14 protein-coding genes and 1 pseudogene are annotated in these 16,335 nt (G+C 72.1%); 8 read left to right on the top strand and 7 right to left on the bottom strand.

The features are described from left to right. Window position 1: 1 nt before the first annotated feature. The 3 genes and pseudogenes from ACZ3YL_RS10535 to ACZ3YL_RS10525 all read right to left on the bottom strand — a co-directional run bounded on the left by ACZ3YL_RS10535 (window position 2) and on the right by ACZ3YL_RS10525 (window position 2,766). A complete protein-coding gene (locus tag ACZ3YL_RS10535; RefSeq protein WP_465656616.1) occupies window positions 2–1,171 on the bottom strand; it encodes a pyridoxal phosphate-dependent aminotransferase in 1,170 nt (389 codons plus the stop codon). A 95-nt stretch (window positions 1,172–1,266) separates the two neighbouring features. Continuing rightward, window positions 1,267–2,022, bottom strand: a pseudogene (locus tag ACZ3YL_RS10530) (aminotransferase class I/II-fold pyridoxal phosphate-dependent enzyme); the annotation flags it as partial. A 180-nt stretch (window positions 2,023–2,202) separates the two neighbouring features. Further along, entirely contained in the window at window positions 2,203–2,766 is a 564-nt protein-coding gene (locus ACZ3YL_RS10525) for a type III secretion system chaperone family protein (RefSeq protein WP_188307425.1), read from the bottom strand. Between the two features lie 380 nt (window positions 2,767–3,146). On the opposite strand from ACZ3YL_RS10525, the gene ACZ3YL_RS10520 reads away from it, so the two are divergent. Continuing rightward, window positions 3,147–3,428: a helix-turn-helix domain-containing protein gene (locus ACZ3YL_RS10520; protein ID WP_188307426.1), complete on the top strand. Its 282-nt coding sequence runs from the start codon at window positions 3,147–3,149 to the stop codon at window positions 3,426–3,428. 76 nt (window positions 3,429–3,504) lie between these two features. Here the strand turns inward: ACZ3YL_RS10520 and clpB are convergent, their stop codons facing one another. After that, window positions 3,505–6,111, bottom strand: a complete 2,607-nt coding sequence (gene clpB, locus ACZ3YL_RS10515; RefSeq protein WP_188307427.1) for an ATP-dependent chaperone ClpB — start codon at window positions 6,109–6,111, stop codon at window positions 3,505–3,507. A gap of 187 nt (window positions 6,112–6,298) precedes the next feature. Next, entirely contained in the window at window positions 6,299–7,231 is a 933-nt protein-coding gene (locus ACZ3YL_RS10510; protein WP_188307428.1) for a LysR family transcriptional regulator, read from the bottom strand. A gap of 70 nt (window positions 7,232–7,301) precedes the next feature. Here ACZ3YL_RS10510 and ACZ3YL_RS10505 point away from each other — a divergent pair, with 70 nt between their 5' ends. From ACZ3YL_RS10505 to ACZ3YL_RS10480, 6 genes are all read left to right on the top strand, one after another. Continuing rightward, window positions 7,302–8,438: a TDT family transporter gene (locus ACZ3YL_RS10505; protein ID WP_465656612.1), complete on the top strand. Its 1,137-nt coding sequence runs from the start codon at window positions 7,302–7,304 to the stop codon at window positions 8,436–8,438. A gap of 765 nt (window positions 8,439–9,203) precedes the next feature. Beyond that, window positions 9,204–10,199 carry a helix-turn-helix domain-containing protein gene (locus ACZ3YL_RS10500; RefSeq protein ID WP_188307430.1) on the top strand — a complete coding sequence of 332 codons (996 nt, stop codon included), beginning with the start codon at window positions 9,204–9,206 and terminating at the stop codon, window positions 10,197–10,199. Next, window positions 10,189–11,235, top strand: coding sequence for a helix-turn-helix transcriptional regulator (locus ACZ3YL_RS10495; protein WP_465656610.1), 1,047 nt, complete (start codon window positions 10,189–10,191; stop codon window positions 11,233–11,235). The genes ACZ3YL_RS10500 and ACZ3YL_RS10495 overlap by 11 nt, the downstream gene beginning before the upstream one ends. After that, window positions 11,228–12,190, top strand: a complete 963-nt coding sequence (locus ACZ3YL_RS10490) for a LuxR C-terminal-related transcriptional regulator (protein ID WP_465656609.1) — start codon at window positions 11,228–11,230, stop codon at window positions 12,188–12,190. Before ACZ3YL_RS10495 ends, ACZ3YL_RS10490 begins: the two co-directional genes overlap by 8 nt. Further along, window positions 12,183–13,145, top strand: a complete 963-nt coding sequence (locus ACZ3YL_RS10485) for a LuxR C-terminal-related transcriptional regulator (protein ID WP_188307433.1) — start codon at window positions 12,183–12,185, stop codon at window positions 13,143–13,145. The genes ACZ3YL_RS10490 and ACZ3YL_RS10485 overlap by 8 nt, the downstream gene beginning before the upstream one ends. Next, entirely contained in the window at window positions 13,138–14,109 is a 972-nt protein-coding gene (locus ACZ3YL_RS10480; protein ID WP_465656607.1) for a helix-turn-helix transcriptional regulator, read from the top strand. The genes ACZ3YL_RS10485 and ACZ3YL_RS10480 overlap by 8 nt, the downstream gene beginning before the upstream one ends. A gap of 7 nt (window positions 14,110–14,116) precedes the next feature. On the opposite strand, the gene ACZ3YL_RS10475 is transcribed toward ACZ3YL_RS10480, so the two are convergent. Next, window positions 14,117–14,734 (bottom strand): TIR domain-containing protein, encoded by a 618-nt coding sequence (locus tag ACZ3YL_RS10475; protein WP_188307435.1) that lies wholly within the window; start codon window positions 14,732–14,734, stop codon window positions 14,117–14,119. Between the two features lie 326 nt (window positions 14,735–15,060). Here ACZ3YL_RS10475 and ACZ3YL_RS10470 point away from each other — a divergent pair, with 326 nt between their 5' ends. After that, complete coding sequence (locus ACZ3YL_RS10470; protein WP_188307436.1) at window positions 15,061–15,228, top strand: hypothetical protein; 168 nt, start codon at window positions 15,061–15,063, stop codon at window positions 15,226–15,228. Window positions 15,229–15,266: 38 nt separating this feature from the next. Here the strand turns inward: ACZ3YL_RS10470 and ACZ3YL_RS10465 are convergent, their stop codons facing one another. Further along, complete coding sequence (locus ACZ3YL_RS10465) at window positions 15,267–16,283, bottom strand: helix-turn-helix transcriptional regulator (protein ID WP_188307437.1); 1,017 nt, start codon at window positions 16,281–16,283, stop codon at window positions 15,267–15,269. Window positions 16,284–16,335: the final 52 nt, after the last annotated feature.

Genomic DNA, 16,335 nt, shown 5'->3' with positions numbered 1-16,335 from the left:
TTCAGGACGCCAAGCGATGCAGGCGAGTGGTGGCCTCGTTGAGAACGTCGTCCTTCTTGCAGAAGGTGAAGCGGACCTGGCTGCGGCCAGCTTCGGGGTCGTCGTAGAAGACGGAGTTGGGGATGGCGACGACGCCGCAGCGTTCGGGGAGGGCGCGGCAGAAGGCGTAGGCGTCCTTCTCGCCGAAGGGGGTGATGTCGGTGGTGATGAAGTACGTGCCCTGGGGCCGGTAGACCTCGAACCCGGCCGTCCGGAGGCCGTCGCCGAGCAGGTCGCGCTTGCGTTGCAGGTCGGCGCGGAAGCCGTCGTAGTACGTGTCCGGAAGGTGGAGCGCTTCGGCGATCGCGTACTGGAACGGGCCCGCGCTGACGTAGGTCAGGTACTGCTTCGCGGTTCGGACGGCGGCGATGAGCCGGGCGTCCGCCATGGCCCAGCCGACCTTCCATCCGGTGAAGGAGAAGGTCTTGCCGGCGGAGGAGATGGAGACGGTGCGCTCGCGCATGCCGGGGAGCACGGCGATCGGGACATGGGCGGCCTCGTCGAAGGCCAGGTGCTCGTACACCTCGTCGGTGACGACGAGCAGGTCGTGCTCGATGGCGAGCTCGGCGATGGCGCTCTGCTCCTCAGTGGTGAGGACCATGCCGGTCGGGTTGTGCGGGGTGTTCAGGAGAAGGAGTCGAGTCTGCGGGGTGATCTTGGAACGCAGCTCATCCAGGTCCGGGCGGAAGGACGGAGCGCGAAGGGTGAGCGGTACCCGCTTCGCACCGGCCATGGCGATGCAGGCCGCGTAGGAGTCGTAGAAGGGTTCGAAGGCGATCACCTCGTCACCAGGCTCCAGCAGCGCGAGCATGGTCGCCGCGATCGCCTCTGTCGCGCCAGCGGTGACCAGGACCTCCGTATCAGGGTCGAGGCTCAGGCCGTAGAAGCGGAACTGGTGGTCGGCGATCGCTTGGCGGAGCTCCGGGACGCCCGGGCCCGGCGGGTACTGGTTGCCGCGTCCGTCGCGCAGCGCTCGTACGGCAGCCTCGCGAACCGCCTCCGGGCCGTCCGTGTCGGGGAAGCCCTGCCCCAGGTTGATCGCGCCCGTTGCTGTCGCCAGTGCCGACATCTCCGCGAAGATCGTCGTACCGAGCCCGTCCAGCCTGCGGTTCAGCAACGGCCTGCCGCTCATGTCTCTACCGTCCTCACTCGGGTATCTGTTGATTCTTCGAGCGCCATCCTGGCCGATGCCTGGTCGGGCGGTCATGCGGCCAGCGTCCAATAGGTAGGCGAAGAGGGCTTGACCCAGCCGACCTTCCAGCCGGTGAAGGAGAAGGTCTTGCCGGCCGAGGAGATGGTCACGGTGCGCTCGCGCATGCCGGGAAGGGCGGCGAGCGGGTGGTGGGTGGTGCCGAAGACCAGGTGCTCGTAGACCTCGTCGGTGACGACCAGCAGGTCGTGCTCGACGGCGAGCGCGGCGATGGCGGCCAGTTCCTCGGCGGTGAGGACGGTCCCGGTGGGGTTGTGCGGGGTGTTGATCAGCAGCAGCCGGGTGCGCGGGGTGATCAGGGCGCGCAGCTCGTCCAGGTCGGGGCGGAAGTGCGGGGCCCGGAGGGTGAGCGGCACGCGGGTGGCGCCGGCCATGGCGATGCAGGCGGCGTAGGAGTCGTAGAAGGGTTCGAGGGCGATCACCTCGTCGCCGGGCTCCAGCAGGGCGAGCAGGGCGGCGGCGATGGCCTCGGTGGCGCCCGCGGTGACCAGCACCTCGGTGTTCGGGTCGTACGTGAGGCCGTGGAAGCGCTGCTGGTGTTCGGCGACAGCGGTGCGCAGCTCGGGGATGCCGGGGCCGGGCGGGTACTGGTTGCCGCGGCCCCCGCGCAGGGCCCGGACGGCCGCCTCGCGGATCTCCTCGGGCCCGTCGGTGTCGGGGAAGCCCTGGCCGAGGTTGATCGAGCCGGTGGCGGTGGCCAGGGCGGACATCTCGGCGAAGATCGTCGTACCCATCCCGGCCAGTCGGCGGTTCAGCAGCGGCCTGGTACCCATCGGTGGCTCCTCACGGCTCGTCGTCAGGGCCATCCTGGGGCAGCCGGGGGCCGGGGACAAGGACGGCCCGGCGAAGAGGGGGCCCGGCGGCGAAGGGGGGACGGGTCCGGGAACGGGAACGGCCCGGCTGCCCGGCGGTGCCGGGCGGCCGGGCCGCGGGGGTGCGCGCCGGGGCCGGGATCAGGCCTCCTCGCCGCCCTCACCCTCGCCCTCGCCGTCCTCGCCCTCGATCTCGTTCTGCAGGCCGAGGCGCTCGACGATCCACTGCTCGAAGCCGACCGCGGCCTGGGTCCAGTTCGCCGTGGTGGTGACGAAGTAGTCCAGGTTGACGCCGGTGCCGACGATCATCTGGGCCTCGCCGATCAGGCGGACCACGCCGTCCTCGTGGGTGTGGGTGTAGACCTTCGGCCAGAGGGTCTCGCGGTTCCACTCGTCGATCAGGTCGAGGATCTCGCCCTTCTTCTCCAGCGGGTACGCGCGGTCGTAGAAGGCGCGCACCGCGAAGAGCTCCTTCTGCTCGCCGCGGAACATGTAGTAGACGCGGAAGCCCTCCCAGGGGGCGGTGAGGTCGCCCTCCTCGTCCACGACGTGCTTGAGCTGCATCTGGTCGAGCAGCTGGGTCACCAGGGCCTGGTCGGGGACGATGATCGGCGGAGGGCCGGCCGGCCGGCCGCCCTGGCCACCGGGCTGGCCGCCGCCCTGGGGCACGCCGAACGACGGGATGGACGACGGGTCGATGCTCATGGGGGTCCTCTTCCTCAGTGCACGTGGTGGCCGGCAATGAGAGGCCGCCCTTTCCACCTCCCATCCTGCCTCATTCAGGGCTCTGCTCACAGGGGCACCGAGGGGCGCGTCGATCTTCCTCCGGGGGCACGCGGAGGCCTCTGTCACGCACGGTGCGCGGGGTTCGGCCGACCGGGTGCGCGGGGTTCGGCCGACCGGTCCGCGGGGTTCGGCCGACCGGTCGGGCACCGGGTGGGCGCGTGAGCCAAGTCACGCGCCCGGCGGCCGGGTTCGCCTGCCGTGCGGGCCGGATGCGGTTAGCGTGCGACGGAACTCGCCGGGAGCAAAGCCCGTTCGCCCCGGTCGAGTTGAGGTGATTTGGACCGAAGGGGGGAGCAGGGATGGAACGTACGGTGACCGGGGAGGGCGCCTCGCTCGGGGCGCTGCTGCGGAACATCCGGCTGGGCCGGGGGATGACGCAGGAGCAGTTGGGCGAGGCGTCGGGGCTGAGCGTGCGGTCGATCCGCGACCTGGAGCGGGGGGTGTCCTGCCCGCGGGTGTCCACCCTGCGGCTGCTCACCCAGACCTGGAGCCTGCCGGAGTCCCAGGGGGCCGAGCTGCACCGGCTGGCCCGCGCCTGGCGGGACCGCTCACGGCGGCAGCAGCGCGGAGCGGCGGGCTAGGACACGGCGCGGGCCGCCCGGAGACGGTGCGGGCCGCCCCCTCGCGTGAGCGGGGAGGCGGCCCGGACGGCAGCGCCTACTTCTCCAGCGGGCCCCGGCCGCGGACCGTGAGCCGGTCGCCCTCCTCGTCCCGCTCGACCAGCACGGTGTCCCCGTCGTGGACCTGGCCGGAGAGGATCGCCCGGGCCAGCTGGTCGCCGATCGCGGACTGCACCAGCCGGCGCAGCGGGCGGGCGCCGTACGCCGGGTCGTACCCGGTGAGCGCCAGCCAGTCGCGGGCGGCCACGGAGACGTCCAGGGTGAGCCGGCGCTCGCGCAGCCGTTCGCCGAGGCGGGCCACCTGGAGGTCGACGATCCGGCTGAGCTCGGCGGTGCCCAGCGGGTCGAAGACCACGATGTCGTCCAGCCGGTTGAGGAACTCCGGCTTGAACGCGGCCCGGACGGAGTCCAGCACCAGGGCCTTCTTCTTGTCCTCCGGGATGGTCGGGTCCACCAGGTAGTGGGAGCCGAGGTTGGACGTGAGGATCAGGATCGCGTTGCGGAAGTCCACCGTGCGGCCCTGGCCGTCGGTGAGCCGGCCGTCGTCGAGCACCTGGAGCAGCACGTCGAAGACCTCCGGGTGGGCCTTCTCCACCTCGTCCAGCAGCACCACGCTGTACGGGCGCCGGCGGACCGCCTCGGTGAGCTGGCCGCCCTCCTCGTAGCCGACGTACCCGGGCGGGGCGCCGACCAGACGGGAGACCGAGTGCTTCTCGCCGTACTCGCTCATGTCGATCCGGACCATCGCCCGCTCGTCGTCGAACAGGAAGTCGGCCAGGGCCTTGGCGAGTTCGGTCTTGCCGACGCCCGTCGGGCCGAGGAACAGGAAGGAGCCGGTCGGGCGGTCCGGGTCGGCGATGCCCGAACGGGTGCGGCGCACCGCGTCCGAGACGGCCTGCACGGCCTCCGCCTGGCCGATCAGCCGTCGGCCCAGCTCCTCCTCCATGCGCAGGAGTTTGGCGCTCTCGCCCTCCAGCAGCCGGCCGGCCGGGATGCCCGTCCAGGAGGCGACCACGTCGGCCACGTCGTCCGGGCCGACCTCCTCCTTGACCATCGAGGCGGAGGCGTCCTGGTCGGCGGCGCGCTCCTGGGCCTCGGTGAGCTCCTCCTCGGCGGCCGGGATCTCGGCGTACATCAGCTTGGACGCCCGCTCGAAGTCCCCGTCCCGCTGGGCCCGTTCGAGCGCGCCCTGCAGGTCGTCCAGCCGCTCCTTGAGTTCGCCGACCCGGTTGAGGCTCTTCTTCTCCTGCTCCCAGCGGGCCGTCAGCACGCTCAACTGCTCGTTCTTGTCGGCGAGATCGCGCCGCAGCCGGGCCAGCCGGTCCACCGAGGCGGGGTCCGACTCCTTCTCCAGGGCCAGCTCCTCCATCCGCAACCGGTCGACGGCGCGCTGGAGTTCGTCGATCTCCACCGGGGAGGAGTCGATCTCCATCCGCAGCCGGGAGGCCGCCTCGTCGACCAGGTCGATCGCCTTGTCGGGCAGGAAGCGGGAGGTGATGTAGCGGTTGGACAGGGTGGCGGCGGCGACCAGGGCGGCGTCCGAGATCTGCACCTTGTGGTGCGCCTCGTACCGGCCCTTGAGGCCGCGCAGGATGGCGATCGAGTCCTCCACGCTGGGCTCGCCGACCAGCACCTGCTGGAAGCGGCGCTCCAGGGCCGGGTCCTTCTCGATCCGCTCGCGGTACTCGTCCAGCGTGGTGGCGCCGACCATCCGCAGCTCGCCGCGGGCCAGCATCGGCTTGAGCATGTTGCCGGCGTCCATCGCGGAGTCGCCGCCGGCGCCCGCGCCGACCATGGTGTGCAGCTCGTCGATGAAGGTGACGACCTGGCCGTCGGAGGACTTGATGTCGTTCAGGACGGCCTTCAGCCGCTCCTCGAACTCGCCGCGGAACTTGGCGCCCGCGACCATCGCGCTGAGGTCCAGGGCGACCAGCCGCTTGCCGCGCAGCGACTCCGGCACGTCGCCGGCCACGATGCGCTGGGCCAGGCCCTCGACCACGGCCGTCTTGCCGACGCCGGGCTCGCCGATCAGCACCGGGTTGTTCTTCGTCCGGCGGGAGAGCACCTGGACCACCCGGCGGATCTCGTGGTCGCGGCCGATCACCGGGTCGAGCTTGCCGTCCCGGGCGGCCTGGGTGAGGTCGGTGCCGTACTTCTCCAGGGCCTTGTAGGTGCCCTCCGGATCCGGCGAGGTGACCTTGCCGCTGCCCCGGACGTCCTTGAAGGCGGCGAGCAGGGCCTTGGCCGTCGCGCCCTGCTGCACCAGCAGTTCGGCGACCGCCCCGCCCTCGGCGGCCAGGCCGACCAGCAGGTGCTCGGTGGAGACGTACTGGTCGTCCAGGTCGTCCGCGCGCTTGCCGGCCTCGGTGAGCACGGCCAGGGTGTCCCGGGCGAGCTGCGGGGCGGCGACCGTCGAGCCCATCGCGCTGGGCAGCGCGGTCAGCTGGCGGCGCGCCTCGGCGTCGACCCGGGCCGCGTTCGCCCCGACCGCCTCCAGCAGGGGCCGGGCGATGCCCTCGGGCTGCTCCAGCAGGGCGATCAGGATGTGCACCGGCTTGACGTCCGGGTTGCCGGCCGCGCCCGCCTGCCGGATCGCGGCGGACAGGGCGTCCTGCGTCTTGGTGGTGAACTTGCTCGCGTCCACTGCTGGGGGATCCTCCCTCGTCGTCTTTCAGTACTGCCACCTACAGCATGCACTAAGTTGAGTGTATTCCGCTCAACTTTTGGCTGAAGGCTTCACCCCGGGGCTCGGATCGCCCTCGGGGCTCGGTCCGGGCCCGGGCCTTCCGCCCCGGGGCCGGGCCCCGGGCCTTCCGCCGCGGGGCCCGGTCTCAGGCCCTCCCCCGCGGGGACCGGCCGGGGCGGCGCCGGGTCAGCCCCAGCAGCTCCCGGGCCGGCCCGCCCGGCCGCTGCCCGGCCGGCCACACCGCCCGCAGCGGCCGCCGCAGATCCAGCTCCTCCACCAGCGGCACCTCGACCAGCCGCCGGGTGGCCAGCTCCTCCACCACCGCCAGCTCGCTCAGGCAGACCGGCCCCGCCCCGGTCATCGCCGCCGCCTTCAGCGCGGTCGACGACGCCAGCTCCATCCGGGGCCGCGCCGGGCCCCCGTACGGCGCCAGCGCCATCTCCAGCACCTCCCGGGTGCCCGAGCCCGGTTCGCGCAGCACCAGCGGGGTGCCCGCCAGCTCCGCCCCGGTCAGCGGGGTGCGGCGGCGCGCCCACCGGTGGCCGGGCGCCACCACGACCACCAGCCGGTCCGCCGCCACCACGACGCCGGACAGCCCCGGCGGGCTGGACGGGCCCTCGACGAAGCCGAGGTCGGCGTCCCCGGCCAGCACGTGCCCGGCGACCTCCGCCGAGTTCGCCGTCCGCAGCGTCACCGCCGTCCCCGGACTGGCCTCGGCGAGCGCCAGCAGCCAGCCCGGCATCAGGTACTCGGCGACGGTCAGACTGGCCACCACCCGCAGCTTGGCGTCCCGTCGCTCGCGCAGCGCGTCGATCCCGGCGTCCAGCGCCTGTGCCGCCTCCACCACCTGCCGGGCCCACTCGACCACCAGCCGGCCCGCCTCGGTCGGCCGGCTGCCCCGGGGCGAGCGCTCCAGCAGCGGGACGCCGATCTGCCGCTCCATGCCCTTGATCCGTGCGCTCGCGGTCGGCTGGCTCACCCCCAGCTCGGCCGCCGCCCGGCCGACGCTGCCGAGCCGGGCCACCGAGAGCAGCAGTTCCAGGGCGCCCAGTTCGGGGACGTGCGGGGAGAGGGGCATAGGTTCAGGCTATGCCCTCATAGGATCCGCGGCGCTACCGGAGGCCGGGCCGCTCGGCGAGGGTGGAACCATGTCCACCTCGGCCGACGTCCGCCCGCTCACCCGCCCCGCCGCCCCCGCCGCTTCCGCCGCCGGCTCCCGGCTCTCCCGGCTCGACCTCGCCCAGCTCGGCCCCAACTGGTACGCCGCCGTGATGGGCACCGCGATCGTGGCCAACGGCGCCGCCGCCCTGCCGGTCCGGCTGCCCGGCCTGATCGGCTTCGGCGAGGTCATGTGGGCGCTCGGCGCGACCGCCCTGCTGGTGCTGGCCGCCGCCCGGCTGGTGCACCTCACCCGGCACCGCGAGGCGGCCCGGACCCAGCTGCTGGACAACCCGGCCACCGCCGTCTTCTACGGCTGCCCGCCGATGGCGCTGCTGGCCGTCGGGCTCGGCACCCTGCTGCTCGGCTCGCGGGTCATCGGCACCGGCCCGGCCGTCGCCGTCGACGCCGTGTTGTGGGGCGCCGGCACGCTGTACGCGCTGACCGTCGCGGCCGGCATCCCGTACCTGATGATCACCCGGCACCGGGTGTCCGCCCTGGAGGCCAACCCGACCTGGCTGCTGCCCGTGGTCGCCCCGCTGGTCGCCTCCGCCTGCGGCCCGGCCCTCGTCCCGCACCTGCCCGCCGGAACGCCCCAGCAGGCCATGCTGTACGGCTGCTGGGCGCTGTTCGGGATCGGCCTGCTGGCCACCCTGGTGCTGCTGCCGGTGGTGTTCACCGGGCTGTTCCACAGCAAGCTGCCCACCCTGGCGCTCACCCCCGCGCTGTTCCTGGTGCTCGGCCCGCTCGGCCAGTCCGTCACCGCGATCCACCAGCTCGCCGACGCGGCCCGTCCGGTGCTGCCCGCGCTGGCGCCCGTCATGGTGCCGCTGGCCGAGCTGTACGGCGTCGCGGTGATCGGCGTCGCGATGCTCTGGCTGGCCGTCGCGCTCGCCGCCAACCTGCGCGCCCGGCGGGCCGGGATGCCCTTCGCGATGACCTGGTGGGCGTACACCTTCCCGATCGGCACCTGCGTCACCGGCGCCGCCGCGCTCGCCCGGCACACCGGCTTCGGCGGCTTCACCGCCCTGACCGTCGGGCTGTACCTGCTGCTGGGCACCGCCTGGGTGCTGGCGGCGGGCGGTACGGCCGCCGGGCTGCTGCGCGGGCGGCTGCTGGCGCGCTGAACCGCCCGGCGGCCGGCCCGCGGAACCGCCCGGCCGGCGGCGCGTTGAACCGCCCGGCGGGCGCCGCGTTGAACCGCCCGGCGGCCGGCCCGCGCAGCAGCCCGTCCGTCGGCGCGCGGAACCGCCCGGCCGCCGGTGGGCTGAGCTGCGCGTCGTGCCGTTCGGCGGGTCCCCGCCGCTCACGAGCACGCCGCCGTTGCAGGAACGCGCACCTACAGGATGACGGTGCACAGCCAACCGCCGTCCGCTGCCCCACCCCCCGCTGGCCTAGGCCTTTACCGGAATCCCGGCCCCCGCCCCCGCCCCCGCGCCCACTCCGGGATGCAGATAGTTGCAATTGCGCGAACCTGCACTCGGGCGGCACTTGTCCACCGGCCGTCACGCTGTGAGGGTGGAGGCACGCCAGGTCGTCCGGGCACCGCAGCCCGATGTGGCGACTTGCTCTTCAGAACTGACCACGGGGGCGACGTTCCGTACCCGTGGAACGGGGGGGAAGAGCCCCGGCCGGGATCCATGTGTGGTGATGGAGCCCGGACCGGAGCCGGCGAGGCGTTGCTGCTCCGCCTCGCCGGAAGCGCCTTGGCACTGGCGTGCTGATGGCGGCCCCCGGGAGCCCGTGTGCGACGGCACCCGGACCCGGGGGCCCGCCGTCCGACCGGTAGCGTGAGACGCCCGGCCACCGGTCCCCGCGGACCGCGCACCCCGACGGCGCGCCTACCGGCGGGGAGACAACAGGGGAGAGGCGTCCGGCAGGGAGAGTACGACGTGACGGCGGAACCGGCGGTCGCGCCGCACCAGGCGGTACCCGAGGGCGAGGAACCCGACGAGGCCGCCCGACAGCTCTACCTGGCGATCATCGCCGAAGGCGGCCGCATCCCGTTCGCCGACATCACCGACACCGAGCGGACCGCGCTCCGCCAACTCCTCGACATCGGCCTGCTCATGGCCAACCGGATGGACCGCTGCTACACCGCCGTCAGCCCGCGGTCCGTCAGCGACCGTCTCGGCTCCGAACTCCGCAGCGAGGCCACCCGGCTGCTGGTCCGCGCCGAGAACCTCCCCGGCGCCCTCGACGGCCTCACCCGCGCCTACGACGCGATGCCCCGCCCGTCCGGCCGCGCCGGCGGCGCCGTCTACGTCGAGGGGCACGTCCACATCCGCCAGCGGATCTCCCAACTGGTCTCCGACTGCCGCTCCGAGGTCCTCACCGCCCAACCCGGCCACCGCCCCGCCGACACCCTGCAGATCGCCCTCGCCCAGGACGTCCAGCTCCTCCAGCGCGGCTGCTCGCTGCGCACCATCTACCAGCCGGTCGCGTTCGCCGAACCGCCCGCCATCGCCTACGCCGAGGAGGTCACCCGGCACGGCTCGCAGATCCGGGTCCTCGACGAGCCCTTCCAGCGGCTGATCGTCTTCGACCGCAGCGTCGCCGTCATCTCCGCCAACGACGACAACAGCACCGCCGCGTTCATCAGCGACCCGGCCTCCCTCGCCTTCCTGATCGGCGGCTTCGAACGCGACTGGGCCCGCGCCGACACCGCCGAAGCCGCCGCCGCCCTCGGCCACGGCCCCGCCCGCACCATCCCCGACCGGGTCGGCCGCCTGCTCGCCCGAGGCCTCACCCAGCGCGCCGTCGCCACCCGCCTCGGCCTCAGCGAACGCACCGTCGCCGGCCACATCTCCCGCCTCCGCGACCGCTACGGCGCCCAGACCCTCTTCCAGCTCGGCTGGCTGATGAGAGGTGACCGCGATGACCGATGAACCCGGCCCGGCCGAGCGCGACCTCTACCTCGCCGCCGTCCGCGGCGGAGGCCGACTGCGCCCCGAGGACCTCGCACCCGCCGACCGGCCCACCGTCGCCGCCCTCGTCGCCCGAGGCCTCCTCACCCCCACCGCCACCGGCTACACCGCCGCCAACCCGCGCGCCCTCGGCGACCGCCTCGGCGCCGAACTCCGGCTGCGAGCCACCCGTTTGCTCGTGCACGCCGAACGGCTCCCGGGAACCCTGCGGCCGCTCTCCCACGCCTACGAGGCGCTCCACCGGTCGGCCGGCCCGGGGGGTGGGGTGCTCGACGCCCGATCCGTCCCCGCCCGATCCGTCCCCGCCCGATCCGTCCCCGCCGGGTCCGTCGAAGCCGGATCCGTTCCCGTCGCATCCGTTCCCGCCGGGGCCGTCGACGCCACCCGACTCGACGGCTTCGCCGCCATCCGCCGGCGCGTCGCCGAACTCCTCGCCGGCTGCGAGGAGGAGTTCCTCTCCGCCCAACCCGGCCCCCGCCCCGCCGAACTCCTCCAAGTGACGCTCGGCCAGGACCTCTCCCTGCTCCGGCGCGGCTGCACGATGCGCACCCTGTACCAGCCCGCCACCCTCGACGACCCCGCCGTACTGCACCAGATCGGCCTCCGCAGCCGCCAGGGCGCCCAGACCCGGGTACTCGCCGAACCCTACGAGCGGATGCTGGTCTTCGACCGCGCGGTGGCCGTCATCCCCGCCGCCGAGGACCGCGACTGCGTCGCCGTCCTCACCGACCCCGCCACCGTCGCCCACCTGGTCGCCCACTTCGACCGCGACTGGGCCCGCGCCACCCCCGCCGACCGCCACCTCGGCGTCCCCCACCCCACCACCGTCCGCATCGGCCGCCTGCTCGCCCGAGGCCTCACCCAGCGCGCCGTCGCCACCCGCCTCGGCCTCAGCGAACGCACCGTCGCCGCCCACCTCGCCCGCCTCCGCGACCGCTACGGCGCCCAGACCCTCTTCCACCTCGGCTGGCAGATGCGCGGAGAACGCCATGGCTGACCCCGCCACCCTCCCCGACCCCGCCGCCCGCACCCTCTACCTCGCCATCGTCCGCGAGGGCGGCCGCATCCGCGCCGCCGACGTCGACCCGGCGGATCGGGAGGCGCTCGACCGGTTGGTCGAAGTCGGCCTGCTGGTCATGCAATCGGTGGACAACGCGTACAGCGCGGTCGATCCCCGATCGGTCGCCGAACGCATCGGCGCCGGCATCCGCAGGGCCGGTGCCCGACTGCTGGCCGAGGCCGACCAGATCCCCGAGCAACTGCGAGACCTCACCCACGCCTACGACACCGCACCCCGCCGGGAGCCCGGCCGCGGCAACGCCCGGATCGTCACCGGCAAGGCGGAGATCCGGCACGAAGTGGAGCAGTTGACCCAGGAGTTTCCCAGCGAGGGGCTGAGCGCCCAACCCGGTGTCGGCCGCGACGCCGGCCAGCTGGCCGAATCCCTGGTTCGCACCCGCCGCTACCTTGAACGCGGTGGTGCCATGCGGTGCCTGTTCGAGCGTGGCGCCCGCACCGACGCCCCGGCGGTGGCCTACGCAGCGGCGGCCACCCAACTCGGCTGCGGGATCCGAGTGCTGGACCGTCCGTTCAAGCGCTTCCTGGTCTTCGACCGCACCGTCGCCGTCATCCCCGCCGCCGCCGACCTCAACAGCGCCGCCATCGTCGACGACCCGGCGACGGTGGCCTTCATCGTGGACGCCTTCGAGCAGCTGTGGCACCAGTCCGACGGTGTCAACTGGGCGGCCCTGATGGACGGGTCACCCGAACCGGACGCCCGTGACCAGATCACCCGCCTGCTCGCCCAGGGCTTCACCCAGCGGTCGATCGCCACCCGCCTCGGCCTCAGCGAACGCACCGTCGCCGGCCACATCGCCCGCCTGCGCGAGTCGTACGACGCGGAGACCCTGTTCCAACTCGGCTGGCAGATGCGGGGAGCCCGCGATGTCTGAGCCGGTACTCGACCTGTCGGACGCGGCCCGCGAGCTCTATCGCACGATCCTGCGGGACGGCGGCCGGATGCGGATCGCCGACATCCCGGCCGAGGTCGCCGGGACCGTTCAAACCCTCCTGGAAACCGGCCTGCTGAGGCCGTATATCTCGGACGGAGTACTCACCGCGGTCAACCCGCGCTCGGTCACGGCCCGGATCGCGGCGGACCTGCGGACGGCCGGAACCCGCCTGCTGGTCCAGGCGGAGGAGGTACCCGCCCTCCTCGACGACCTCACCGCCGCCTACGACGGCGCCCCGCGACGCCATGACCACACCGGTGGCACCCGGATCGTCGAGGGGTTCGCGAACGTCCGGCACCGGGTCTCCCAACTCACCGCCGAACTGGGCAACGAGGCACTGTCCCTGCGTCCGGGCGGCGCCCGACCGGCGGAAGCCGCGGACGACATCGTGGAGCACGCCCGCCGCTACCGGGAGGCGGGTGGCACCTTGCGCACGATCTACGAGGTCGCGGCCCGCCTCGACGGCCCCACGGTCCGGATGGCCGCGCGGATGACGGAGCTCGGCTGCCACATCCGGGTCCTGCCCGTGCCGTTCAGGCAGCTGATGATCCTCGACCGGACCGTCGCGGTGATCCCCGCCGGGCCGGACGACAGCAGTGCGGCCTTCGTCGAGGACCCGGCCGTGGTCGACTTCCTGGTACGGGACTTCGAGACTCACTGGCAGCAGGCTGACGGCGTGAACTGGACGGCTCTCGCCGACGGCTCCGCCGAGTCCGCCACCCACGAACAGGTCGGCCGCCTCCTCGCCCGAGGCCTCACCCAGCGCGCCATCGCCACCCGCCTCGGCCTCAGCGAACGCACCGTCGCCGGCCACATCGCCCGCCTGCGCGAGTCGTACGACGCGGAGACCCTGTTCCAGCTCGGCTGGCAGATGCGGGGAGCCCGCGATGTCTGACACCGAACTCCCCGACGCCGCCGCCCGCGAGCTCTACCGCGCGATCCTGGCCGAAGACGGCCGGATCCGCATCAGCGACATCCGCCCCGAGGACGAAACCTCCGTCAAGCAACTCGCCGCCCTCGGCCTGCTCGTCCTCCGCACCGCCGACAGCACCTTCAGCGCGGTGAACCCCCGTGCGGTCGGTGAGCGCATCGGTGCGGATCTACGGGAGGAGAGTGCCCGCCTCCTCGCCCGAGCCGCGGCGGTCCCGGACCTGTTGGAGGACCTGACCCATGCCTACGATGTCGCCCCCCGCCGTGCGGAAGCAGTTGGTGGGACGCGTCGGGCGGTGGGGTTCGACCAGATTCGGCATGTGATCGCGCAGTGCCTCCGCGACTATCCGCACGATGCCTTGGCTGCCCAGCCGGGCAGGATCCACCCGCCCGCGCATCGAGCTGACTCACTGGCGCAGACGCGTCGGTACGTCGAGTACGGCGGTTCGGTCCGGACGCTCTACGGGCCGCAGGCTCGGATGGATTCGGAGCACGTCGAGTTCGCGGCGGAGATCACGAAAGCGGGTTCGCGGATCCGAATCCTGCACGCGCCGTTCAACCGGATCATGATCTTCGATCGAGCCGTCGCCCTGATCCCGGCCGCGCCGGACAACCAAGTGGCTGCTGTCGTGGAGGATCCGGCGGTGGTGGCGCACCTGGCGGACATCTTCGACCAGCAGTGGCAACAGGCCGAGGCGGTGGACTGGGCTGCGCTCGCGGACGGTGCCGTCACGCCCGCCGCCCACGAGCAGGTGGGTCGCCGGCTCGCCAGGGGTCTCACGCAGCGGGCGATCGCCAGCCGCATGGCCTTGAGCGAGCGGACCGTGGCCGGTCACATCGCCCGGCTGCGTGAGGTGTACGACGCCGAGACCCTGTTCCAGCTCGGCTGGCAGATGCGGGGAGCCCGGACGGGGGAGTCCGGTGGGTGAGCTCTGCTCAGCCGGTGGCGGCGCCGGTCGGCCAGTAGCCGGGGACGGAGGTCTGCTGCCGGGGGACGTTGAAGCGGTCGCCGGGGGCGGTCCAGAAGCCCTCGCGGAGGGAGAGCGCCATGCCGGCCCAGTCGAGGGCGGTCTCCACGGTGTGGTGGAGGGCCTCCTGGGACCAGGTGTCGTCGAAGACCAGCGGCAGGACGGGGGCGACCTGCTCGATGGTGGCGATCAGCGGGTTGTGGGTGATGGCCTCGTCGACGAGCAGGACGATCGGCTTCCGCAGTGCCGACGCCCAACCGAGTTCGAGGCTCACGCCGGCCGAGAGCGGTGCGCCGACGTAGGCGAACACCAGGTCCGCGGACTGCAGCGCCCGGAAGTCGGACGGCACCCGGGGCTCGGGCGCCCGGCCGGCGACGGTCCAGGCGTCGCTGTGGTGCGCGCTGTACACGGCGGCACCGCTGCGGAGCAGGGTGGTGCGGAGTGTCGTCAGCCGCGTCCGGCTGGCGAGCGTCACCACGCTGTCCGCGGGGCCGGTCAGCCGCATCAGCGGCGCGGCCAGGAACACACGTGCACGCCGACCCTCAGGGGCCTGGCTGTCGCTGTGACGCAGGTAGGGCTCGGTCATGTCGACTCCGGGGAGATGGTCTTCCGGTCTGATCTGAGCATCGGTCGAATGCAGTCCGATCAGGCTGGAGTACCTACGGGGAAGGGGGAAGATGGCGCATTTGACTGAACATTGCCAGGAATGGAAGCTCTGTCGGACCATCGAGAGCGAACTGATCGTCCATCGCTGAGGGCCTATGCGTCCAGGGTTCACTGGTGTCATGTGGATGCCTGGCAGGGAGATGACGCGTAGGCGAGCTTGGCATGCCTGTACGACTTGAGGCAGCATATGGACGCTGGTGCTTCTCTTGTTGGTTGATGCAGTGCGCACGAGGAAGGGGTAGGCGCGTGTCTCGTCTGCGCCGATTTGTCTTCAAGGCCGTCTTGATGTCGGCCGTTGGCATGACTGTCCTGACCGGGTATTGCGCTGCTGCGGGTGCGGTGGACCACCCCGATGCCATCTCCACCGCCAAAGTGACGGGAGTGACCCAGGACCTGGACATCGGCTGGGCGTGACGCGGGTTGCTGGGGCGATCGGATCCTGCGCGTGACGGTCAGTCGCTCCCTGTGTCCAAGCCTTCCACTGGAGAGTGTTCGGCGGCGCGAGCCAGCGCGTAGCCGAGTTGAAACAGCGACTCGACGTTGTAGTCCTCTCGCATCTCGGCGATGTGCCGGGCGAGGGTCCGTTCGCTGATTCCCAAGCGACGTGCGATGACCCGGTGGTTGATGCCGGCGAGCATCAAGTCGATGATCATCTGGCGCAGTCGCGATACGACCTGCTGCGGTACGGCGCGATTGCCGTCGAATTTGAGAGCTCTGTTCCAGCTGGGCTCGAAGACTTCCTCCACCAGGTAGTTGGCGATCACCGGCTCGAATATGAATGCGGCCAGCGTCATGTCATTGGCCACTGGTATGACGGCCACCCGCCGGTCTATGACGATGAGGCGGGTGTACGGCTCGTCCAGCGTGCGGAATTGCCCGCCGACCTTTGCGAGTTTGGCGACGTAGTCTCTGGTGGGCTGGTGGTAGCGGGTGCTGGCGTGGTAGATGGTACGCATTGACGTGCCGCGATTGAGCGCGTCCAGATCGCGTTCGACCATGGCCGCGAGCAGCTCTGGTGGCCGCGGGCCGCCCGGCTGGAGTGCGAGCGTCTCTTCAGTTCCGTTCGTGAAGAGTTGATCGAGTCGCTGATTTATCAGAACCTTTCCCCGGACGTACTCGATCGCGCCACTGCTCTTTTCTGGCGCATGGAATTCCTGGGAGAGCTCTTGGAGTTCGGCGGGCAGTGATACCGCCCGTGACAGAAGGTCGAGAGCCTGCCGTTGCCAGCTGCCGCTAAGCCGCGCGGAGAGTTGGGCGGGATCGACGGCTACCAATTCGTTGCGGTCGTCGCCGTCGGGCATCAGTAGCCCGATCTCCAGCAGCTCGCTCAGGCCATTCAGTTGGTGGTAATCAGATTCCGACGAAACTCGCCCGTCGGCCTTGACGATCTCGAGGTAGAGCGCCCGGGCCTCCGGTGACAGAACGGGAACCCCACCTGCAGTGGGGCCGAGTTGAGCCCGTCCACTCATCTTCGGCTCCTTGCCGTATATCCGAGGCTTTCCAGGATCTCTGCCAGCACTG

Source organism: Kitasatospora sp. NPDC023176, from assembly GCF_055560495.1.
This window is presented reverse-complemented; position numbering and strand designations above follow the sequence as displayed.